At 45.7% G+C, this 24,599-nt stretch carries 13 protein-coding genes; 4 read left to right on the top strand and 9 right to left on the bottom strand.

The features are described from left to right. Positions 1-313 precede the first annotated feature (313 nt). A complete protein-coding gene (locus tag SPI9445_RS0122380; protein WP_017307029.1) occupies positions 314-589 on the top strand; it encodes a hypothetical protein in 276 nt (91 codons plus the stop codon). A gap of 433 nt (positions 590-1,022) precedes the next feature. Here SPI9445_RS0122380 and SPI9445_RS0122375 read toward each other — a convergent pair whose 3' ends face one another. After that, positions 1,023-3,227 (bottom strand): sensor histidine kinase, encoded by a 2,205-nt coding sequence (locus SPI9445_RS0122375; RefSeq protein WP_017307028.1) that lies wholly within the window; start codon positions 3,225-3,227, stop codon positions 1,023-1,025. A gap of 162 nt (positions 3,228-3,389) precedes the next feature. Between SPI9445_RS0122375 and SPI9445_RS0122370 the strand changes: the two genes are divergently transcribed. After that, complete coding sequence (locus tag SPI9445_RS0122370; RefSeq protein WP_017307027.1) at positions 3,390-4,028, top strand: beta-carboxysome protein CcmP; 639 nt, start codon at positions 3,390-3,392, stop codon at positions 4,026-4,028. A 56-nt stretch (positions 4,029-4,084) separates the two neighbouring features. On the opposite strand, the gene SPI9445_RS0122365 is transcribed toward SPI9445_RS0122370, so the two are convergent. The 5 genes from SPI9445_RS0122365 to SPI9445_RS0122345 form a co-directional block, all read right to left on the bottom strand. Continuing rightward, on the bottom strand, positions 4,085-4,804 hold the full coding sequence (locus SPI9445_RS0122365) for a Uma2 family endonuclease (RefSeq protein WP_017307026.1): 720 nt from the start codon (positions 4,802-4,804) through the stop codon (positions 4,085-4,087). Between the two features lie 144 nt (positions 4,805-4,948). Continuing rightward, the gene (locus tag SPI9445_RS0122360) at positions 4,949-6,877 is read right to left on the bottom strand and encodes a serine/threonine phosphatase (RefSeq protein ID WP_017307025.1); all 1,929 of its coding nucleotides are present in this window, start codon (positions 6,875-6,877) and stop codon (positions 4,949-4,951) included. A 244-nt stretch (positions 6,878-7,121) separates the two neighbouring features. Continuing rightward, positions 7,122-8,933, bottom strand: a complete 1,812-nt coding sequence (gene proS, locus SPI9445_RS0122355; protein ID WP_026080014.1) for a proline--tRNA ligase — start codon at positions 8,931-8,933, stop codon at positions 7,122-7,124. A gap of 80 nt (positions 8,934-9,013) precedes the next feature. Further along, positions 9,014-9,976, bottom strand: coding sequence for a hypothetical protein (locus SPI9445_RS0122350; RefSeq protein ID WP_017307023.1), 963 nt, complete (start codon positions 9,974-9,976; stop codon positions 9,014-9,016). A gap of 11 nt (positions 9,977-9,987) precedes the next feature. Then, entirely contained in the window at positions 9,988-11,478 is a 1,491-nt protein-coding gene (locus tag SPI9445_RS0122345) for an MBOAT family O-acyltransferase (protein ID WP_017307022.1), read from the bottom strand. A gap of 440 nt (positions 11,479-11,918) precedes the next feature. Here SPI9445_RS0122345 and ylqF point away from each other — a divergent pair, with 440 nt between their 5' ends. Continuing rightward, the gene (gene ylqF, locus SPI9445_RS0122340; protein WP_017307021.1) at positions 11,919-12,779 is read left to right on the top strand and encodes a ribosome biogenesis GTPase YlqF; all 861 of its coding nucleotides are present in this window, start codon (positions 11,919-11,921) and stop codon (positions 12,777-12,779) included. Positions 12,780-13,132: 353 nt separating this feature from the next. Here ylqF and SPI9445_RS0122335 read toward each other — a convergent pair whose 3' ends face one another. Together SPI9445_RS0122335 and SPI9445_RS26640 are read right to left on the bottom strand one after the other, a co-directional pair. After that, positions 13,133-15,283: a DNA phosphorothioation-associated putative methyltransferase gene (locus SPI9445_RS0122335; protein WP_017307020.1), complete on the bottom strand. Its 2,151-nt coding sequence runs from the start codon at positions 15,281-15,283 to the stop codon at positions 13,133-13,135. A 17-nt stretch (positions 15,284-15,300) separates the two neighbouring features. Further along, a complete protein-coding gene (locus SPI9445_RS26640; RefSeq protein WP_017307019.1) occupies positions 15,301-16,407 on the bottom strand; it encodes a patatin-like phospholipase family protein in 1,107 nt (368 codons plus the stop codon). Between the two features lie 84 nt (positions 16,408-16,491). On the opposite strand from SPI9445_RS26640, the gene SPI9445_RS26635 reads away from it, so the two are divergent. Then, positions 16,492-18,774 (top strand): PAS domain-containing sensor histidine kinase, encoded by a 2,283-nt coding sequence (locus SPI9445_RS26635; protein WP_017307018.1) that lies wholly within the window; start codon positions 16,492-16,494, stop codon positions 18,772-18,774. A gap of 98 nt (positions 18,775-18,872) precedes the next feature. Here SPI9445_RS26635 and SPI9445_RS0122320 read toward each other — a convergent pair whose 3' ends face one another. After that, positions 18,873-24,287 carry a trifunctional serine/threonine-protein kinase/ATP-binding protein/sensor histidine kinase gene (locus SPI9445_RS0122320; protein ID WP_017307017.1) on the bottom strand — a complete coding sequence of 1,805 codons (5,415 nt, stop codon included), beginning with the start codon at positions 24,285-24,287 and terminating at the stop codon, positions 18,873-18,875. Positions 24,288-24,599 lie beyond the last annotated feature (312 nt).

Raw genomic sequence — 24,599 nt, 5'->3', positions numbered from 1 at the left:
TGCTTAAATACCGTAATAATACGGTAAAAAAAAAAGACCTCAACAAAATCTTTATAAAGACTGGAAGTTATATCCATTAAGGCTTTAATAGTTTAAAGCCTTATTTTTTTGCCATTTTGCTCCCTTTTTTCTTCATCATTTCTTTACAATAAAATAAGTAAATTTTCTATTACTCCGTAAAAACAATTAGGCTATATTAGGGGGATTCTGATTGAGTTCGTGGAAAACACAGGATAACCCCTGATGTTATTACGGAAAAAAGAACTCATGATCTACCTTTTTGACCAATCACAAACCTTTTACCCCAAACATCATGAATAATCTATCTGTCCTCCTGCAACCTCATCACAGTACTTTTCAAGGATGCAGATCCACGACTTCCATCAACTACATTGTCACTCATGCACTCCAGACGGGGTTTTTAAGCACCAGCGCAGAAGAAAAACTGCGTCAACTCCTGCAAACCACAAACTACGGAGTTGAAGAACTGAGAGCTTACACCGACTTACAAAAAGCCGTGATGGATGGCTGGGTTCGTCAGGAATCCCGAGAAAAACTCTTTCAGGAAGTCATGGCACAGGTGGCGTGAACTACCCCACCCTGCCGAGGCGCGAGGATGGAGCTTCCTGATTCAATGGGAAGTGCTTTCTATACCGAAATATAGCGAGTCTTATCTTCCCTCCCCAGGCAGAAGTCCTAGTTCCTAAGACCCAATTTTTCTCTTGCAACACAGCCCTTTTTAGCTTGGTTTTCGCTTTGGGAGTTAGTGGTCAAGTCCATCCGGTCCCTGCAAGCGAGGAAGGGGAATTCCGCAACATTTTTGTTAAAAACAACACAATGGGGGAGATCCTCCCTATCAACACAAGGGAAATAACTAACAAACTTTCGTACTAGCCAATCATTATTTATCCGTTTCTTATTTCGCTGAAACTTACTCTATCAAGCTTTTACCCCCCCCAATAAAAACGTCAAAATTCACCGAGTTTGTCCCCTATAGTCAAGTCAGATTGAGGAAGATGATCCTAGGTTATTTTGGGTAAAATGATCGTAAATTTTGTTCCTTGAGCCGAAGTAGAATCTACCATTATAGAGCCGCTATGCTGTTCGACTACAATTTGATAGCTAATCGCTAACCCTAGACCTGTCCCATGACCGACAGGTTTTGTCGTGAAAAAGGGATCAAAGATTTTTCCTTTAATCTCTTCTGGAATTCCCCCTCCATTATCTGCAATTTGAATTATAACCTCTTGCTCTGCTGCCAAGGTGTTAATCCACAATGTAGGATTTGTTATTTCTAATTCATTGAAAGCCTCTATAGCATTGGTAATGATTTGCAGAAAAACCTGATTAATTTGTCCCGGATCACATTCAATCTGAGGAATCGGCTGGTAATCTTTAATAATCTGAATTTCGGGGCGTTTTGCATTAGCTCTTAGCTGATTTTTGAGAATTGCTAATGTGCTATCTAACCCTTCTTGTAACTGAGTAGGTTTAAACCCAGTTTCATCCAAGCGGGCAAAAATACGCAAAGCCGCAACAATAGTTTTAATCCGCTCAGAACCGACCCGCATAGAATACAACAGTTTGGGTAAATCTTCCTGAACAAAATCTAAATCTGCATCTTCTAAATGCTCTAATAGTTCTGCGGGGGGGGTAGGATAGGTATTTTGGTATTCTTGGATGATAGAAAGCAAAGAGTTAGCATATTCTTCAGTGTGTTGAATGTTGCCATAGATGAAATTAACTGGGTTATTGATTTCATGGGCGATTCCCCCGACTAATTGTTCTAAACTCGACATTTTTTCAGATTGAATTAACTGCATTTGGGCTGTTTTTAAATTCGCTAACGCTTGAGTTAATTCTGAAGTTCGTTCCGTGACTCGTTGTTCTAGCTCACTGTTCGTATTTTCTAAACGCTGAAAGGCATCCTGTAAAATAGTTGTCATTTGGTTGAAAGAGTGAGCCACCCGATCGAGTTCTTGAATTTGAGAGGATGGCAAAGGCTGCAATCCTTGATTTTCAGGATTTTTAAGGGATTGGGTATCTTCTGCGATCGCCAAACTGGTTTGACTCAGTGCTAAAATAGGCTGGGCAATACGTCGCGCCATATACCAACCAAACCCAATGGCTAAAATTAACCCCGCAACACAGAGCAAAATAGTATTACGACTGTTTGCTTGAATTTGTCCCAAAACCTCCGATTTCGGCACAGCCACCACAATAAACCAATCTAATCCTGGTTCCTCAGCAAAGGGTAAAATCTGGATAAAATGTTCCTCGTGATCAATCGTTAAATCCAGTGCAGATGGGGATGGGCTAGAATCAAGAGTAGAAAGGCGATCTCCGAGGGATAAACCCACTTCTTGCATTAACGCATGACTGGAATCCTCTGCTTTAACTCGTTGTCGTCCTGTAGGGGTTTCTACGGTTACTGTATCGGGGATAGAACTAGCCACTAAAGAGCCATCCTGTTCCAGAATAAAAACCTTTCCCCCTTGTCCTAAGTCCAATTGAGCTAAAAACTCGTCTACATCAGACAAATATAAACGAGCGCTCACCATGCCAATGAACTCCCCATTGTCATACAGGAGTTCACTAACCGGAAGCACTAGAATCCGGGGATTGCCAAATAAGTTAAAAACGGGATTCCAAACGGCTTGGGGTTGCTCTTGGTTTGTCTGTTGTAGGGTTTCTTGATACCACTCCCGGGTTCTCACATCAAAATTAGCACGACTGGAGAGGAGTGAGGTTCTGCGACCCATTTCATCCAAACCGTAAGTAATCATGGATTGGGTTAATAAATCGGCCACTTGTACAACCCGTTCAGAACGAGTCTCATCCTCATATTGAACAGCCGTAAAACTGCCATCTACTCCCGCGAAGGCAATATTACCGATTTCTGGAAATAGGGTTAATAGATCGTAAAATTGCTGCTCGCGACTTGAAGGATCTTGAATATCTAATTGTCCCCTCCGGATAGCATTGATGTTGATTTGGTTGACTCGATGAGGTGTGTTTAAGTAATTAATTAAATATTCTTCCACCCGTGCCATTCGTTCCGCACTGAGTTGATTGGCTAAATCTCGCACCGCTTCCTGAGTGTTGCGAATGGCTAACCACCCGGTTAATGTGACCGCTAATGTTACTTGTACCACTAAAGGAACGGTCAAAACCCAACTGAGGCGAATCTTGCGGCGCAAGGATAAGAAAATAGGAGAAGTCTGCATCACGATTGGTCCATTGAGCAAGGTATCCCTACTATAGCTTTTGTCGTGTGTGATCTGCCGCCCCCCTAGTAGAGCGTAGTTTCGGGGGTTCTTAACGGACTGGGGGAGGAAACGCTATATAATATCCTTGCCTTCACAATCCCACCGACGGAGAAATAAGTTTTGGGCATTGATCTACGCAGTTACGTTTTTCTTGATAATCTACAACCCCAACACGCTGCTTATATTGGAACCGTTGCTCTTGGTTTTCTCCCCCTCCCGGGCGACACTTCCCTCTGGATTGAAATTTCTCCGGGCATTGAGATTAACCGCATTACGGATGTGGCATTAAAAGCAACGGCCGTCCGTCCGGGGGTACAATTTGTAGAACGTTTGTATGGATTATTAGAGATACATTCTCCGAGTCAGGGGGAAACGCGAACAGCAGGACAAGCGATTTTAGATACTCTGGGGGTGTCAGAACGCGATCGCCTTAAACCCCGAATTATTTCGAGTCAAATTATCCGCAATTTGGACGCACACCAAGCCCAGTTAATTAATCGCAGTCGTCGCGGTCAGCTAATTCTAGCAGGACAGACCCTTTATGTGTTGGAAGTGCAACCTGCCGCCTATGCGGCTTTAGCGGCCAATGAAGCGGAAAAAGCGGCCTCAATCAATATTTTACAAGTCTCGGCGATTGGGAGTTTTGGGCGGTTGTATTTGGGGGGAGAAGAACGGGATATTTTAGCGGCTTCTCGCGCTCTGATTGGCGCATTGGAAAGTGTGTCGGGACGACCTCATCCTGACCAAAAAAATGAGTAAAATTGGCAAGGGAATAAGAGTTTTGGCAATTCACGATTCACTTACACAGAAAAGGATTACAGCGCGTCTGGATCAATCCCTAATTCTCGTAATTTAGCTAAAGCGCGATCGCGTTCCTGCTGAATTTGATCCCGTTCCTGTTGAATTTGATCCCGTTCCTGTTGAATTTGATCCCGTTCCTGCTGAATTAAATCCCGTTCCTCCATAAACTCCCCGGGATCTTTAAAGTGTTCCCCATTGGGATAGAAAATCCTTAACCCTTCTGCACCCAATTCAAAGCGGATTTGTAAACGGGGTGATGTCCAAGGTAGATGGAGGGGGGTAATTAAAACAAAATCCTCCCCCTCCTCCTCCCGCACAAATCCCCAAAAATCATAGGATTCTGGGTCATAAAAAAACATCTCTAGCACCCCATGTTTTTGATAGAATGTTTGCTTGGCTAACATCTCGCTGCGGGTGTTACTTGGGGAAAGAATTTCAAACACCACTTGAGGGGCAATATTATCTTCCTCCCATTGTTTATAACTGCCACGATATCCGGGAGGACGACCAAACACTACCATAGCATCGGGTGCTTGAGCCGGAGCGGGGGGTTTATCCACCTGTACGGGATACCATAGTAAATCCCCCGCGACAAAGACTTGTTGATTGACAAATAAACGTCTCAGATTACTAACTAGACGGACAATCCAATCATACTGTAGGGTGTTTTCTGCCATGGGTTGACCATCGGAATCTGGGTAAAGAATGTGAGGTGGGATAGGTGTTTGAACCATGAATTATGTCCCTGCAAACGTAATAATTTTTTGAACGTGAGAATGACTAAATCTAGAGGGTGCGTCAGACGGAAAACCCCAGCTTTCAGAACATATTGGTGAGGTCTGATGCACTCTAGGAATGGTCTACTCTTACGGTTTACATCACATCACCGACGTACCATCTAAATTGGGACGTAATTTGACCCGAACCACAACCCCGGTGATGTTATCATGACCGTTTTCGATATTGGCGAAACGGACTAAATCATACAATCCTTCCTCTAAATTAGCCCGAGAACTGATGAGGGGGGTTAAGTAGTCTTCATAGTGTTTTTCTAACAAATCCCCATCAGATAAACCATCAGAACAGAGTAAAAAGAGGGTATCTTCGTGAATTTCTAGGAACAAAATATCGGGTTTGACAAAATCATTTTCTCGGGGACCCAGTGCTTGGGTGAGTTGGAAGGCATCAGGACGAGCGTAGGCATCTTCAGGATCTACCCCGCGTAATATCTCCCGTTGTCCGACTTCATGATCTCGGGTTAATTGTTCAATGCCTTGTTTGCGGGTGATTTGATAAACGCGACTATCTCCTACATGGGCGATCGCAACATTCCGATCCTGTATTAACACCATCACCAAAGTTGTCCCCATGCGACCACTCCCAGACCGGGAATTTTCTAGGTTAACCGTGTAAATCTTTTCATTGGTCGTTAGGATAGCCTGACGGATCGTTTCCTCATCGGGTAGTATTGTTGGGTCGGTCCAATGTTCGCGAAAATAGTATTGTAGGGATTCAACCGCCATCGCACTAGCCACTTCTCCGGCCGCGTGTCCCCCCATGCCATCACAAACAATATAAACCCCTTTCGCTTGTAGGGTTTTGCCTAGGGGGTTTTCTGTGTTGTGGATCAAGGTTTCAATGCCAAAGGTGTCTTCATTATGATCTCGCCCCCCCACATGGGTTAAACCCGATGCGCTGAGGCTGAGTAACTGCATGGGGAGGACAATAGTAGGTACATCTTCCCCCTGGGTAGCATAGATCATTTTTTCGTCATGGGCAGCGGCCATCATCTCCTGTTCTTCTACGTCGGAGGGATCCGCTTCTGGGTTATTCTCCTGATCGTCGTAGGGGGCTTCTTGTTGACGGGCAAATTCTCGTAAGCGCGATCGCACATCTTCCACTACCGTAATCTTGCCTTCCATCAACCCACCCAACAAGTCCGCTAACGGCCCGTAGAGGGTGCGTCCCGTTTGACTAAAAAAGCGCTGCCACAACTGACCCAAAGCGCTCAATTCCGGTGGATGTTCTGGGTCATCGGGATAGAGTTGCTGTAAACACAGCACCCCATCCTCATCGACCCGTAAATTACTCGCTTCTAATAAACTTTGGCAGTACCCCACAGGGGCTAAATCTTGCCACAAGTGCGCCAGTTGATCTAACCAAGACAAAACTTGCAATAGGGGAATATCTGGATCTTCCCAACATTGAGTTAACCCGTGATACTCTTGACGATCTTCGAGCAAGACTACTGTTTGTTCTGGGGTGTCCCAAGCATCATAGAGACGGGGAATAATGGGAGAGAAACGATCTTTGAGTAATTGGTAGGGAATGGCAAGGGCAGGGACTCCCGTTTGTTGTAATCCTTCCTCCTGAGACTCCGATGAATCGGTTAGGACTGCGTTGGGGTCAAGGGCTGCTGTTGCACTCAGTTGAGAACTTAAATAGGACTCTACGAGGGGTTGAGAGTCCCACACCTGTACACTACAGCCCTGACCGTAGGAGGGAGGAGGGGAGAGGGAGGAATAGCTGTAAATGTGATAACGCTGGTTTGGGTCTAATGCTGCCACCTCGGGGAGATCGGACTCCTCGGTTTCGTGGGATTCTGAAGGGTCTAAGGGGGTTTTCGGCAGAATTAACGCGAGGATAGGTTTCACCGCAGAGGCGCCGCAATGGGGACAGGTGCTTTCTTCCCACCCTACGGGTTCCCCGCATTCCTCACAATCCCTAACGGTGAGGGAAGTTCCACATTTTTGGCAATACTTATTTTGTGTCGGGTTTTTCGATTGGCATTCAGGACAAACCAGCATAGGGGAACTTCCTCAACTCTATTAGTTATTTTGACACATCGCTCAGTAATAGGTAATAGGGAACGGGGAACAGGGAACGGGGAACGGGGGGGAGGGGGAGAGGGGGAGCAGGGGAGAATTGATAATTATTCCCTATCACCTATTACCTATTCCCGACTCCCGACTCCCGACTCCCGACTCCCGACTCCCTATTCCCGACTCCCGACTCCCGACTCCCTATTCCCGACTCCCGACTCCCGACTCCCTATTCCCGACTCAAAGCGTCCTGCACCCATTGCTGTAGGGTGGGGACTAACTCCTCTAGGGCGATTTCTTGGGTTTCTTTGGTCGCCCGCTTCACGACTTCCACTTTGCCATTTTTAAGCGATCGCCCCGTGACAATCCGATAGGGAATACCAATTAAGTCCGCGTCCTTAAACTTCACCCCAGCGCGTTCATTGCGGTCATCTAACAGGGTTTCTACCCCCCCTTGATTTAAGGCCTCATAGAGCGTCTCGGCCACCCCTAACGCTTCCGTATCATTCACATTGGGGACAATCACAATGGCATGGTAGGGGGCAATGGCAACGGGCCAGATAATGCCATCTTTATCATAGGATTGTTCTACAGCAGACTGGGCTAGACGAGACACCCCCACACCATAACAGCCCATCCAGAGGGGGATTTCCTCGCCATTTTCGCTGGTGTAAGTCGCGCCCATCGCTTGAGAATACTTGGTGCCGAGTTGGAAAATATGCCCTACCTCAATCCCTCGCGCTGACTTTAAAACCTGAGTGGGATCATGAACAGCGCGATCGCCTGCCATTGCCGTCCGTACATCCACCACCAGGGCCGGTAACTTGAACGGTTTGCCCCAATTTGCCCCAAAAACGTGATATCCCGGCTCATTCCCCCCGGTGACGAAGTTTTTGAGGTTTACCGCCGTTTCATCCACCAGACGCAGGAATTTCGGGTGAATATCAGCCGTTTTCCCAATATATTCATCCCCCAAATCTGGGGCAATATAGCCCAAGGGTAACGGTTTCGCCGCCCATTTTTTCTGGGCTTCTTCATCCGGCACTTCTAAGCTTAAAATCCCTTTCGCCCCAAACTGTGCCGCCCGTTTCACTAACTCATTTTGTAATTTCACCCCATTAACATCCTGATCTCCCCGAATACTGACCAACACCAACACCTGTAATCCCGTGTCGTAAATGGCCTGATAGAGAACATTTTTCAAAACCGCCGTCGGGGAACATTGGGCAAATTCCGCTAGGGTGGCAATGGTGGGAGTATTGGGCGTTTCCCGTTTCTCGTACTGGGTAAAGGGAGAAGGCACGGCATCGGGAGGCAGAGACACCGCTTTTTCCACATTGGCCGCATACTGACCATCTTCGGTGTATAACACCTCATCCTCCCCCGCTTCAGCCAACACCATAAACTCCTGAGATCCTGACCCACCAATGGCTCCCGAATCCGCATCTACGGCCACAAATTCCAGACCACAGCGCGAGAACATATTCCGGTAGGCTTGATCCATATCCCGATAGGTTTGTTTGAGGCTGTCCTCATCGGTATGGAAAGAGTAACCATCCTTCATGATAAATTCCCGACCGCGCATCAAACCAAAACGGGGGCGAATTTCGTCGCGGAACTTGCTTTGAATTTGGTATAAATGCAGGGGCAGTTGACGATGGGAACGGATCATATCTTTTGCGATCGCCGTGATCACCTCCTCATGGGTCGGACCCAGTGCCACCTCCCGGTTTTGGCGATCCTCAAAAGCAAACATAATCCCCTCAGCCTTAGTGTAAGTATCCCACCGTCCCGACTCCTTCCACAACTCCGAGGGCTGCAACTGTGGTAATAGACATTCTTGGGCTCCCGTGCGATCCATTTCCTCCCGCACAATTTGGGAAACCTTGCGCAACACTCGCCACATTAGGGGTAAATAGGCATACACCCCGCTTCCAATGCGTCGAATATACCCCGCCCGCACCAACAGTTTATGACTCGGGATTTCTGCGTCCTTGGGGTCTTCACGCAGGGTAACAAAGAGCATCTGTGACAGTCGCATGGTTTTCTTTCCTTAAGATTGATCCTCCATCGATCTAGAATATCAGCGCACCGTAGACATTACTCTAGAAACTTTTGGGTTCAGACTTCAATCTGTTTCAACAGATCAATCAACTGCTTTGTCCGTGCCTCACGTCCTTGGCAATTGAGGTGATTCTCCGTATCATAAAACCAATCATCAGGATATACGAAGTCTTGGGGAGAGCCTAGAATGTAGGGGTGGTGGGTGTCTCGCAGGTGCTGTTCAATTTGTTGTGCGATCGCCTCACTCCCAGCCCAAGCACTTTCCGATACCGGAGGAAACAAATAATAAACCCGCATCCCTTGTAACTCTAAAGCATCAATAGCACTTTTAATCAGGGTAATATGAGCCTCATGATGTTCTGTCCAAATCTCCCCATACGCTGGAGGAAACCCCGTCAAATCAAACGGTTCTCTCCCACAATCTAGCATTATATCTCCGTTCACAATACGACTCCCAACAGCCATAATTTCCTCCCCTTCCACCACAGGAGAGACGGCTTTTTTCCCCTTAAACAAACGATTAATCCCATAAGCCAACATCATCCCTAATCCTTGTTGACCATGATCTAACAATTGCTTAGAATACTGCCAAGGATTCAGTAAAAATGCTTCAGGATAGCGCAGTAAAAACGTTAAAGCAAAATACCCCGGAAGTTGGCTCTGAGTCGTGCGATAAAACCCCGCACTCCAAGATAAAATCACCGTATCACCCCGTCGCGCATTCCATTTCGCATCAGAAACCGTAAAATCCGCCCCCGTATTCGCATAATAGCCTAAATTCAAGGCGCGCTGTTTCAAGTTAACCTGAACCTCTTGGGCAGATAAGCCAAACGTCACACTAGAATCACCCATTAAAATAATACGAGGTGAGGGATGTTGTGCCGACTGCTTCCGTAGATATTCTAACTCCAGTCCCGGACTACCATAGCCATCCTTTAAAGCCAAGGAACTAAACATCATCAAAGGAATCGCTTGTATCATCAAAAATAAGCTACAACGCACCCAGAACTTTTTAAGCATGGTATTCACCCCTAAAACTGAAAGTAAATAAAATCAGACGAGATCACGCGAGTTTGCACTAAAATAATCCAAAAGCCCAAAGAATAAATCAGCCAATGCAGTTTAAACGGTGTATTAAAAATTCTCCCTTTCAACTGCGGCCAATACTCATCACAAACTTCACAAACTAACAAAATAAACAGACAAGCTAACGAGATAAAATTAGAACGGGTATCTCCCCTCACGATTAAACCATAGCCATCCTGTAGCCATTGGGACGGATAGGCGAAACTTTGCACAATAACACCCAGCGCTTGTATGGCTTGAGAGAGACTTTCAGCCCGAAAAAAGATCCAAGTCAAACAGACAAAACTAAAGGTTATTAAAATCCCCAAAACTTGACCCACAAAAGGCGGTAAAAATCTAACCTCACGGGCTGAAATTTTCCCCTTAAATCCCCGCCGACGTTGCCAATATTGCACGACAAACTGAGGAATCAAAGCCAAACCGTTTAAAATTCCCCAGCAGACAAAAGTCCAACGCGCCCCGTGCCACAATCCACTTAAACCAAAGGTAATGACAATATTCCGCATCCCTTGCAGCATCGTCCCTCGACTGCCCCCAAGTGGAATATAAACATAATCCTTAAACCATTCATATAAGGAAATATGCCAACGTCGCCAAAACTCGTTAATATTGGGGGATAGATACGGTTTATTAAAGTTCTGACAGAGGTCAATATTAAACAACTTAGCCGTACCGATAGCGATACTAGAATAGCCCGAAAAGTCGCCATAAATCTGGAAGGCAAAAGCCACCGTCGCTAAAACAATCTCAGCCCCCGTTGCCGTGTGGATTTGATTATAAACCGGATTGACAAACTGCGCCCCCAAAGGGTCAGCAATAGCCACCTTTTTAAATAAACCCCAAAGGATTAATTGACATCCTAACCGCGCTTTTCTATAATCAAAAGACTGCTGAACCGCAAACTGGGGCAGTAAATGAGTCGCCCGTTCAATCGGCCCCGCCACCAATTGGGGGAAAAAGGAAACAAACGTTAAAAATTCTAATAACGAGTGAGTTGGTTCTAACTTTCCTCGATAAATATCTAGGGTATAGCTGAGAGTCTGGAAGGTGTAAAAACTAATCCCGACAGGTAAAATAATATAAAGGGATGGACTGTTAAGATTAACTCCAAAACTGGCGAAAACGTTAATCAAGTTATCCACAAAAAAGTTGAAATATTTAAAAAGCCCCAACATTCCTAGGTTAAAGAGTAAACTAGCTCCTAACAGATAGCGGCGCTGTTTCGGGTTTTGATTCGTCTTTAAATTTAAGCCAATAAAAAAGTCTAACAAGGAAGAGGCGAGAATCAGGATACAAAATCGCGCATCCCACCACCCATAGAAAATATAACTGGCAATGAGTAATAATAGATTCCGTTGAGTTTGGGTCTTGAGATGCCAGTAAAGCGCGAAGACAATGATTAAGAAAAAAGGAAAAATCAAGGATACAAAGTTCATAATGTGTTATAGGCGTAGACTGACCTCGGTTATTTTGTATTCAAAGCACATCTTTTTAGGAATAGGAGAACCAATAGCAAACCTTTATCTGTGGTCAGTGCATCTCAGCTACGCTTGATAACCACCTACTTGAACTGTTCCCAAATCCCGAACCAATTCCTTAAAAGCGTGACCGCTTAAAAGGTGAAAACAGGGGTGGTGTGAAAGACTAATCTCCTAAAACTTTAGGGTTGAACTTATAATGGCAACCTTTTCTTAAAACTTCGTGATGGTTTTAAGATAGATTAACCCGCTTGTATCGGCTAGTAATGCAGATTCACTCCTCTGGTTGTAACCTAGAATTCAGGGCGGGTCAAGGGGGAAAAGTTGCACTCAAAAATTCCCTGACTCTAGGGGGAAGAATCCTAGTAAACTAGACCAAGAAGCCCCATACATGAATTATGACTTTTACGCCTGCCATTCAATGGTATCCCGGACATATTGCCAAGGCAGAACGCCAACTGAAAGAACAACTGAAAAATGTTGATGTGGTGTTCGAGGTATTAGATGCCCGCATTCCCTTATCCTCCCAACATCCCCAAGTGAAGGATTGGATTAATACTAAACCGCGTCTATTGCTGTTAAATCGCATGGATATGATTCCCAGTGATTTATATAGCCCTTGGCAAAAATGGTTTGAGTCCCAAGGGGAGAGGGTGTATTTTACCAATGCCAAGGCCGGGAAAGGAGTCAAGGAGATAATTAAGGCCGCGAGACAGTTTGGGGAGGGGGTGAATCAGAGACGACGGGAGAGAGGCATGATGCCGCGCCCTGTGCGGGCGGTGGTGATTGGTTTACCGAATGTGGGAAAATCGGCGTTAATTAACCGTTTTGTGGGAAAAAAAGCGGTTAAAAGTGCGAGACGGGCTGGGGTGACGCGACAGTTACAATGGGTGAGAATTTCTGATGATATTGAATTGTTAGACGCGCCGGGGGTGATTCCTTGGCGTTTGGAAAATCAAGGGGATGCGGTGAAGTTGGCGATTTGTGAGGATATTGGGGAGGCGAGTTATGATAATCACCGCGTCGCGGCCGCTTTGGTGGATTTATTGCAGGAGTTGGATTTTGCGGAAGTATTGTCTTCTCGTTATGGGCTAGAAATCGGTTCTTCTACCGGGGAGGAGTATCTTTACACTTTAGCTCATCAACAGTATCGGGGGGATTTGGAACGAGTGGCGGTATTGTTTTTAAATGATTTTCGTAAGGGTGCATTAGGGGCGATTCCTTTGGAGTTTCCCCCCTATATAGGGCTTGGTGAATAACTGGGCTAGGGAACAGGGAACGGGGAATGGGGAACGGGGAATGGGAATCGGGAATCGGGAATCGGCGTAGGGGCGCAATGCTTGCGCCCTAGGGAGTCGGGGGGAGGGGGAGAGAGGGAGACAGGGAATTAAGACTTACTACTTATTACCTAGGGTCTGCTGAATAACACGCCTATGCTAGGCTCAACAAGGGAACAGGGAACTCTTAACAGGGAACAGATCATCTAAAACTGGCACGACTCCCGACTCCCGACTCCCGACTCCCGATTCCCCAACTCTCGGACTTATTCAGCAAGCCCTACCTATTACCTCCCCCTTCCCGTTCCCCGTTCCCTAAAATAAAAGAGTTTCGGCTATTCACTAGCCACTATTCCCCCTCTCCCTGCTCCCCTGCTCCCCTGCTCCCCTGCCCCCCTGCCCCCCTGCTCCCCTGCTCCCCTACTCCCCTGCTTCCTCCGTTGTTTTTGACGACGACGTAAGGCGGCCTGTAACACTTTCAAACGATAGGGATCGATATCCTCCCGCCAAGTCAGGCGATAATTTTTCAACATCACTCCCTGTTGAGCCATCTGTTTTAACCAATCTTGACGGGTACGAATGGCTTTGGGCTGATCAAACAAGCCCCGATCTTCTTCCTGTTGGCTTAAACGGGCAAATTTGGCGTAATGGGGATAATCGGGGGCGAGGAGTTGTTCTTTGCGGTGTAAGAGGGGCGGATTTTCGGGATCGGCTTCCCAGTAAGACACATGGAGATCCCGCAGATCAATTTGCATTGTGGCATGGAGGGCGGGGTGGGGATCTTGATCAAAATAGGGATAGTCGAGATAGGAAATTTTCGGTTGATTGAGGTGGAATTTAATCACGGTGGCGGACTCTAAGCGCCCGATGGTGCGACTAGCACAGCCTTCATAGAGTCGCAGGAGGGGGTCTAGGGTTTCCAAGGCGCTAATGTGTATCCAGAAGGCTTGACGGTGTTTTTTGCCGATGGGACTCTGTTGGCAAAGGTCAGCGAGGTTTTCTAGGTCGCCGACACTAAACAGCATCATGTCGGCTAAAAGACAGGCCTGTTTATAACTACCAAAGAGGGCTTTAAAGTCTTCTTTAACGGTGGGGGAGAAGTCTTGGGCTTTGGGGCGCTTGCCGAAGTGGGTTAGGGCGAGATAGAGTTTGAGGTCTTGGCGGCGTTTTTCGGCGATCGCCTCCCATTCGGCCTCATCTGTTGCTTGAAGTACCAAACTAAAGGCTCGGCGGAAGGTGCCAAACTCGGCTAAGATTTCCTCTTCTTGGGCTAATTCCCCTTTAACAGGTAAACGCCCCCGTTGGGTAATAAAGGTCATTAAGGGGGTGAGCAAGGCTGCATAATCCTCAAATTTTTTGACCTGAAGACGTACCCGAGGAGTCGTCGCCCGAGAACGAAAACGAGCCGCCCGGAAAATTTCCGCCTGTTCTTCGTCCCGAAAGACAAAATAAATCCCCAAGGCCACGGGAATGGCATCCACCCCTAGCACTTGGTCTATATAAATCTTGAGTTCTTCCTGTTCGTAATACTTTTGGAAGGTATTCCGACGGGTAATAATGCCATCCCCATAGGCCAGTTGTCCGTCTAAGTTATCCTGAATCAAGACCTGAGCGGCGACAATTAACACGTGTTGGGTCAACTCCCACGCCTTGATCAGGGCTTCCCGTCGTTCTTGGGGGTCTTCAATCACATTAATCACATAGCCCAAATTCACGATCTGGGCGGGAGTGCGGGGGGTATCGGGGCGATAGTAGGGATCCCAGCCGGAACTAACATAGCCTTTTTGGGCGATAAATTCTAAATCACTGCCATAACCACAGCCATAGTCAAAAAACGTTGTCTCTGGGCTGAATAATTCGGCCTCTAAGGCGGCTCGCACGGGGCGGGAGAGGGTTTTCCTCACCATGGCGGCTTTATGGCGTTGGATGCGCGGAAATTCACCCAAGGGGAGACGATTGGCATGGCGTAGCAGGGAATGACCTTCTAGAATCACGCCATAGCTTTGCAGGCGTTTGTTCCATTCCCGTTGGGTGCCGATAAAGCGTGGATCATCGAGTAGACCTAGGTTTTCCTCCCGTCGGGTCAACTCCAAAAAAAGGGCATAGTGGGGATATTCGGGGGTGACAAAGGTTTCCTTGCGGTGGAGGATGGGGGGGTTTTCTGAGGTGCTATAGTCCCGATACTGCACGGTTTCTTCCGCCAGATTGACCTGAATGCTACCTTGTAGGGCGGGGTGGGGGTCTTGGTCAAAGTCGGGATAAAACAGGTAGGAGAGGGTGGGGCGGTCGTAGTTAAATTTAATCAGGGTGGCTTGGTGGCTTTGGGGGGCAAGGGTGCGGGCTTGTTGTTCGTAATCTTGCAATTGGGGGGCAAGGGCGGATAGAGCGCTCTGATGGACATAGAGCGCCCCCGGGAGATGCTTTCCAATGGGACTCTCTTGGCACTTTTGAACCAGTTGGCGAAATTGCTCGGAGTCGGGCTGCATGGCAGTTTAAGAGCGTTTTAACTCGATTGAACAAATTGTTCAATCCGTTCTTTGACCGAGGCGGAGAGGATGTCTTTATCTTCGTCTCGCACGGCCAATGTACCATATTTGACATAACAATCGGCTAGGACGGTGAGCAGTGATTGATTGATCTCGCTGGCATCATCAATGCTGTCAGTAATTTTTAGGGGATGATCTTTGAGTTTCTCCTGTAAGAGGTTTTTATAAACGGGGTCAAAGTCTAAGAGTCTCAGGAATTCACTGGTGGATAGGAGGGGCTGTAGACGGAGATAGTGGGGGTGACTGTCGGGGATACTGGCGATAATTTGCCGGGCTACATATTCATTAACGTCTAAGGGGGCGTTCAGCAGTAAATCTAACATATGTCCGGCCCATTGCAATACGCCCCAACTGCGGGTTTCTGTGTAGCTAAAGCCTTTGCTGGCACGACCTGCGCCGACGGAGAGGATACGCAAATCGGCGATGGGAACGCCAAAACGTAGGGCTTCGGCGATCGCACAAGTAATGGGATTGGTTGCCCCAACTCCCCCATCAATGGCGGAACACACCCGCCCCCCATAGTCTAAATAATAGGCCGGGAAGAGGGTCGGCGCGGAACTGGAACAGAGGCAAGCCGTCCACAGGGGAACATCAGAATACCATTCATTCTCGCGCCAACTTTTGAAGACAATGGGTTGACGGGTAATCGTATCATAGGATGTTACCAGCAGTTTGGGCTGTTCTCCCTGTTGGCTCAGGGTTTTTTCCTCAAAAGCCTCCTGTAAGACGGCCGTAAAGCCCGAATGGGAGAATTTCGGCGCAGATATACCATATTCCCAGATTAAACTAAACCGTTGGGGAGACAAGTAACCCATCGCTCCGGAGTAGGGAAAAATCCGCTTGCCGTCGTTGCGGAAGAGATCCACCACTTGCCGCGCTGTTTTGCCGACGGCGATTCCGGTGGCGACAATAGAACCACTAGATGTTCCGGTGATTAAGTCAAAATACTCATGCAGTTTTTGCCCTTTCTCCCGTTGCACCACCTTCTCAACTTGTACTAACAGTTGAGCCGATAAAACGCCTCGGATTCCGCCTCCATCTAGGCTCAAAATGCGATAGGTCACGTTAACACCCTCTTTGATCGATCATTCATCTCTTCTATTTTCCGCTAGGATGGGAAAGATAGATCCCTTGGAGATCGCGATTCTATGCTCTTTCCTCGCCAAATCTGGACGCAATTCCCCCAGTGCTGCGATCGCAACTTAGCGCTCCATCCTGAATCTGTTTCTACAGGGGTGTCAGGAGTAGATTTTCTCCCCCTCGAACTGGATCATCCTGCTCTCAAAACCCTCTTTACCCAAGCCTTTGATGCTATCCTGATTGCCGATGATCAAGGGCAATATCGAGCCGCCAATCCTGCCGCTTGTCAACTGTTAAAAATGCCTCCCTATGATTTAATCGGACGTTCTATTGGCGACTTTGCCACCCAAGACTTTAACTTTAAGCAAGTTTGGCAAAAGTTTCTGAATCAAGGAGAAGCCCAAGGGGAGTTTTTTTTAATTCGTGACGATGGGGAAATTCGGACTGTTCAATATCGCGCCACAGCCCATTTTTTACCTCATCTTCATTTGTCGATTTTACGCGATATTACCGTGCAGGTTTTCGATGAAGCCGAAACCCAAGCACTGAACGTTCAAAAACACTCACCTCAACCCCCAATTGAACCTAAACAGGAAACCGCAGAATTAGAACTAGAACAGTTTTTTAATATTAGTTTGGAGCTACTTTGTATTGCTGACAATCAGGGGCGTTTTCGTCGTCTGAATCGAGCTTGGGAAACCATGTTAGGGTATTCTCTCGCTGAACTAGAAGGCAAGCCTTTTTTAGAATTAGTCCATCCTGATGATATAGAGGCTACATTAGCAGCAATGGCAGATTTAGACGCAGATCATACGGTTCTCCGTTTTGTCAACCGTTATCGGGCGAAAAATGGCGAATATCGTGCTATTGAATGGTCATCAGTCCCCTATGGGAAATTAACCTATGCGGCGGCACGCGATATTACAGAACGTCTTGCCACAGAAGCGACTTTAGAAGCGTTAGTCAATCGAACAAAATTATTAAATAAAATTAGTGTAGAAATCCGAAATTCTCTAGATTTGGATAGAATTTTACAAAATGCTGTCAAGGCAATTGTCACAGAATTAAATGTAGATGTTTGTGCTTTTGGCTGGTATCGTCCTGAATCTAACCCTCCCATGTGGGAGCTAGTCAAAGAGCAGAAAAAGCTGAATTTGCCCAGTTGGCTAGGCTGTTATAAAATGGAAGATTTTCCTTTAGTTGCTGCTCATATTTTTGATGAAAAAATTCATCAATTTAATCGTCATACTTCTGAAGAAATCGGCTTGACTGAATTTTGCGAGGAAGTGGGGATTGATTTTTATCTAATTCTGCCCATTCATACTGCTGGTGGACAAATTGGCGGCTTTGAATTAGGTAGAGTCGGCAGGGATAAACCTTGGCAAGAAGATGAAATTGAGTTACTTCAACGGATTGGCGATCAGGTAGCTATTGCTATTTATCAAGCCCAATTGTATCAAGAATCTCAAGCCAAAACAATTAAATTAGAGCAAGCTTATCAAGAACTTCAACAGGCACAAACTCAATTAATCCAAGTAGAAAAAATGTCGAGTTTGGGGCAGTTAGTGGCCGGAATTGCTCATGAAATAAATAACCCGGTGAGTTTTATTTATGGCAATGTTGCCCACATTGCGGAGTATATTAATAATCTTCTGGATTTAATTGCCCTTTATCAACACAATTATCCTCAACCGAAGCGAGTTATTCTTGAGCAAATAGAAGCCATTGATTTGGATTTTATTTTAGCGGATTTGCCCAAAATTTTAGAGTCAATGAAAACTGGGGCGGCTCGTATTCGAGATATTATTCGCTCATTACGCACCTTTTCTAAGTTAGATGAGGCTGAGTTTAAGGCGATTGATCTTCATGAAAATCTAGATAGCACGCTAGTTATTTTGCAAAATAAAACCAGTGGTAGGGCTGAGAATTCTGCTATTGAAGTGATTAAATGTTATGGAGATTTACCTCTTGTGGAGTGCTATGGCGGCTTATTAAATCAAGTGTTTATGGATCTATTAATGAATGGAATTGATGCGATTATTGAACGAGAAAATTCACAGGAGGGAGAGCAAGAATTCTATCAGGGTCAGATTACAATTACCACAACGTTGGGAGAAAATAATCGGGTTTTGATTAGCATTGCAGATAATGGGGTGGGGATGATTCCAGAAGTACAAGCTAAAATCTTTAACCCCTTTTTTACGACTAAACCTGTGGGAAAAGGAACGGGAATGGGACTCGCTACAAGCTATCAAATTGTTACTCAAAATCATGGGGGTTCTCTTGTTTGCTCTTCGGTTTATGGGCAAGGGAGTTGTTTTGTTATTGAGTTACCTTTATGTAGAGAATAGACACCTTTACAATAGGGGGTGAATAGTGATTAAAAATTAGGGAGTCAATTAGTATTACCTGTTCCCTAGTTTTGATCAATTATTATTCCCCCTATTTCCTATTTCGGTTCAGGATCAAAAGGTAAGGTAATGATAAACTCTGTTCCTTTACCGGGTTGGGAGTTAACGGTGATCTCTCCTTGATGTTTTTCTACTACAATTTGACGGGCAATGGCTAAACCTAAACCTGTTCCTTTGCCGACGGCTTTGGTGGTGAATAAATGGTTAAAGATTTGGGGTTTTACGCTTTCGTCAATGCCTTGACCATTGTCGGCTATGGCAATCTTTACGGTGTGGTTTAGTTGGGTGGTGTGAATGATGATTTGATTGGGATGGGCGACCATTTGGGCAAAGGTTTTGTTGTGGCTATTTTCTTCTAGGGCATCAATGGCGTTGGCTAAGATGTTCATAAACACTTGGTTTAATTCCCCGGGAAAACAGCGAATGGGGGGGATTTGACCGTAGTTTTGGATCACTTCAATGGCGGGGCGAGAGGCGTTGGCTTTGAGGCGATGTTTGAGGATGAGGAGGGTACTATTGAGGCCGTCATGGAGATTAAAGGGAATTTTTTTCTGATGATCAGCGCGGGAGAAAATGCGTAAACTGGTGCTGATTTCTTGTATGCGATCGCACCCGGTCACCATTGAAGCCAATAAATTGGGGAAATCCTCCAGTAAATAGTCAATTTCTACCTCTTCCCCCTTGGCTTTAATGGCCTCGTCCTCTGGGGGGTATTTTTCTTGATAGAGTCGCAAATAGTCGCTAATGTCGGTAAAGTTGGCGATCGCTTCTTTGACATTCCCTAAGATAAACCCCAGAGGATTGTTGATTTCGTGGGCAATCCCAGCGACTAAATTTCCTAGTGCAGACATTTTCTCACTTTGCACCATCTGTAATTGTGCCTCTTGTAAGTCTTTTAAGGCCTGTTGTGCTTGTTGATAGAGACGAGCGTTTTCTAAGCTAATGGCGGCTTGGGTACACAGGAAACGCAGAAGTTCCACGCGATCGCCTGTAAAGACCCCAACGGTGAGACGATTCTCTAAGTACAAGATGGCCACCAGTTTCCCTTGATGCAAAATGGGAGTACATAACACACTCTTCGGCTGCTGTTGGAGAATATAGGCATCGGTCGCTAAACTGGGGTCAGCCGTGGCATCCATAATCACCGTCGGTTGTAGACTGCGTTTAATACTATGGATTAAACGATGGGGAACATCTACACTCTGAGCGAAGGGAACAGGTGTCACCCGTGCAGATTCTCCCAATTGAGCCACCCCTTCAACATACCATTTCGACTCATGGGGCATTAATAACACCCCTTTATCGGCTCCCGCGTTTTCTAGCACCGTTTGAAGAAGGGTACTGAGGAGTTGCTCTAATTCAATCTCACTGGATAGGGTTTGAGAGGCCTTTAAAACCGTTGTCAGATCAAGGGTTTGAGCCATACTGGTGGAGGTGGAAGTCTGTTCTCCTAGGGTGGGTAAGTGAGAGAAAGGAGTCGTACTAAAGACGGTTTCGGTGGCTGAGAGGGGACTCTGAACGGTTTGTAAGATGGGGGCTAACAAACTGGGGTAACATTGCTCTAACTGTTCGACTTTAGCCGTTGCTCCCCAGTGAACATAACTATAGTAGGCTTGGGTCAGGTAGGTTTGAGCGATCGCCTCTTTCCCCCAATCGAGATAAAATTCCGCCGCTAGTTCATTGCCTAGTGCGGCCTCGTGCAGGTAGCCATTAGTTTGAGCTTGTGCGATCGCCCGATCATACCCCTCAATCGCCCCCGCTTTATTGCCCAAAACCCGGCATTTTTCCGCCTCCAGTAACTCCACCTTATGCTGATGATTCATCGGCGCAAAATAAGCCCACCGGGTTAATATTTGTTGATGGTGCTGGACTTGCTCTAAAATCCCTTGTTGTTCGCCTTCCTCTTGCCTTGCATACTGTTGTAAATAAGTCAAGCCTGCATAGAAATGAAAAACCGGAGTTTGGAACATTCCCGTCACAGCAATAATATAGGGTTGTACCGTCTCAACAATCCCTAACGCTTGGTCATAGCGTCCAAATAAATAGGCTAAAAGCAACTTATAAACATAGAGAAAACCGATGGGTGTTAATTCCTGCTCTTGATGATGTTTTTCTAACATCACCCCCTCATCATAGGCATTTCCTTGTAAGACCTCTGGAGTTGAACTAAACTTGAGTAAATTCTGGATGACTTCCTGTTCCATTCTAACATAGTTTAAACCAGAATACTGTTTAATTTTCTCCAAAAAGGTACAATATTCCTCCATTTCTCCTTGCCAATCATTAAGGGGCATTCCCGCAAAGAAATGATGGGAAAAGTTGACCGTGACATTATACCCATAATAGACAAAATCTCCCACTTCTATCCCCGCTAACATTCCCTCCTTAAATACAGGAAAGGTTTCCGGTAGTGACTCTTTATGATGATGAATAAAGTTGCCAAATAACAGCAAAATACAAGACTTAAAGGGCTGGTTTTCGGGTTTATCTAACAAACTCATAGCCAAGCGACCAAAACGGTAGCCTAACTCCACGTCTCCCAAAAAGGCACAAAGCATCATCCCATGAGCCACATAACCAATAATGGAGGCCGGAGCATTGCCAAATTCTAGGGAAAGACTCACCATTTCACAAGTCAGTAAAGGCATTAAATGAGTCGCCCCTTGAAAAATAGGCGCAAACAACATTCCTAATACTTTCATTACGGCACTCATTTGAGGATCTGTCATGGCGGGAAGATGCGCCAAATCCTCAATTTTTTGACCTTCTAATTTCGTGCCTAATCTCTGAAGAGCTTGCTTAATTTTAGTCTCATCTGGTTCTTCGGGTAAATCAATCCCTAATTGTGCGAGGGCATTTCGACCCACGTCAACAGCATCTAACATCCGAGTTTGAGCGGTGAGAGCATTAATCTTAATCTCATAAACTTTCACCCGATCTAATATGGTTGGAGTCGAGTGTAAAACCGCTTCAATTCTCGTCTCCATTTGGATTAAATTTCCATTTAAGTAGGCAATTTCTGCCCCCACAATATGGAGGTTTAAGGTTAAATCATATTGAGTTTCCCAACTTTGCTCATCTAATAAATTTAACCCCATTTGGACAAACTCTAGAGCGGCGCTGTAAGCGGTTGATGTGCGGGCTTTTTGGGCTGCTTCTAAATTAAAACGAGCTAATTTTTCCCGTCCGTCTGAGTCTTCTATTAAATCCTGACCCAGATTTAAATGACCCACAATATCAAATAGCTTTTCGTCTCGTTCAATTTCGGTTAAATTCTCTTGTAGCAGTTCCCCAATTTTAAGGTGAGTCACTTGTTTGTGATCCCGAGGAATTAAAGAATAAGCGGCTTGTTGAACTCGATCATGTAAAAAGCGATAGGTGGGATTGACTGATTCCCCAGAATCTATCTGTTTATCCTGTTCTCCTTGAAAGAACTTATAGATGCGACTGGTGGGAATAACAAATCCTTCCCGCAAAACTTGCCACAGCGCAAGTGCTACCTCATGGGGCGTTTTTTGAGATACAATCGCCAAGGTATTTAAATCAAATTGATTGCCGACACAAGCGGCAAGTTTCAGAATTTCTTGGCTGGTTTCAGGTAGTTTTTGCAACTGTAGCGCCATGAACTCAACGACATTATTGGTTAAAGATAAGGTGTGGACTTGTTCTAGATCACATTGCCAATAACGTTGGTCGTAGTTAAAGGAAATATAGTGATCTTCGTGGAGAGCTTTGATAAATTGGGTGGTAAAAAAGGGATTACCTCGGGTTTTTTGGTTAATTAATTCGGTCAGGGGTTTGGCTAAATCTTGGGAACAGTGAAGGGTATCCGCGACGAGATTATTGACGTTCTCAAATTTCAAGGGTGCTAAGGTTAAAGTGTGTATGATTTTCTGGGCTTTTTTCAGTTCTTCTACGGTTACGATAAAAGGATGACTCGGGAATACCTCATTGTCCCGATATGCACCTAATAAGAGTAAATACCCCTGTTCATTCATTAGGAGCTTAATCAGTTGTAAAGAGGCTGGATCTGCCCATTGTAAATCATCTAAGAATAAAACGAGGGGATGTTCTGAGGTGGTAAAAACAGAAATGAACTGTTGAAAGAGTAAATTAAAGCGATTTTGAGCGGCCGTTCCTGAAAGTTCTGTTACTTCAGGCTGTGAACCAATGACTTGTTCTAATTCGGGTAAAACTTCAATCAAAACCTGTCCATTGTCCCCCAAGGCTGACAATATTTTAGTTTTCCATTGCTCTAATTGACTGTCGGATTCAGAGAGTAATTGTCCCATTAAATCCTGTAATGCTTGAATGAAAGCAGAGAGGGGAATCTGACGATTAAATTGGTCAAATTTACCCTTGATAAAATACCCCCGTTGGCGTACAATGGGCTTATGAACTTCATTGATAACAGCCGTTTTGCCAATACCGGAAAAGCCTGCTACAAGCATGAGTTCTACAGTGCCTTGAGCGACTCGATCAAACGCTTCTAAAAGGGTCTGAACCTCTGCCTGTCGTCCATAGAGCTTTTCGGGGATGAGAAAGCGATCGCTTAAATCCCGAGTGCCGAGGGAAAACTCCTGAATTTCCCCGCAGGTTTGCCACTGGGTTAAACACGCTTCAAGGTCATATTTCAACCCCAAGGCACTTTGATAGCGATCTTCGGCATTCTTGGCCATCAGTTTAGCGGCGATCGCACCCACCATCAAGGGAACCGCCGGATTTAGCTCCTCGATTGGGGTTGGCCGCTGTGCAATATGGTAGTGAATTAACTCTAGGGGATCGGTAGCCGTAAAGGGAAGCCTCCCCGTCAGTAATTCATACAGAGTTACTCCCAACCCATAAAAATCCGTGCGATAATCAATTCCCCGATTCATGCGTCCCGTTTGTTCCGGTGCAATATACGCTAACGTTCCTTCTAAAATATTGGGACTTTGAATTTCTTGGGTTTCTTTCGGCAACAAAGACGCAATACTAAAATCAATTAATTTAATTTCTTTTGATTCAGGATGAATTAACAGATTTGCGGGTTTAATATCTTTATGAATAATGCGGTGTTGATGAAGATGATGGAGAATTTCGGCCACTTGAATGGCAATGTCTAACACCTCACTCACCCCTAACCGTTTTTGCTGACAGTAATCCCCTAAAGCGATTCCCCCCACATCTTCCATCACCAAAGCATAGCCATTTCCGAGGGATTCTAAGCGCAGGGGTTGAACAATACCAGCAATCGGGAGATTTTGGGCGATCGCATATTGATTCCGTAACTGTACCAACTCCCCAAAACTCGGATATTCCCGTCGCAACACCTTAATCACTACCGGAGTCTGCGACTCATCCTCCACCCCCCGATAAACAGCCGTCCGAGAACCTAAATATAATAACTCAAGGATAGTATACCCCTTAAGAGTGGGGGGGTTCACAGAGGATGTTTTCGTCAAGTTCGTCATATTACCCTAAGAAATGACCAAAAAGTGCAGAAGAAATAATTAATAGTTAATCGTTCTCGTTTTTCAATGTTCCCTAATGTCCGAATCCCCCCAAGACGCACCTAGTTTTTAGGTTAAGCATCGTGACAGCACAACCCAACAAATACCCCCAGATTCACCCAATTTTTCAATTAGGGATAGCGACAACGCAACCCAAAAAATGCCCCAAGACTTACCCAGTTATAGGTAAAAAAGAATCCTGAAGCCAATATTGAGGTCTTTTATCTCCCTGATTTTCAAGCAAAGATTTTTCCTCGCTCAGAGAGATTCATC

Source organism: Spirulina subsalsa PCC 9445 (genome assembly GCF_000314005.1).
GTDB lineage: Bacteria > Cyanobacteriota > Cyanobacteriia > Cyanobacteriales > Spirulinaceae > Spirulina_A > Spirulina_A subsalsa.
Note: the sequence above shows the minus strand (reverse complement) of the source record. Positions and strands in the feature narration are given on the sequence as shown.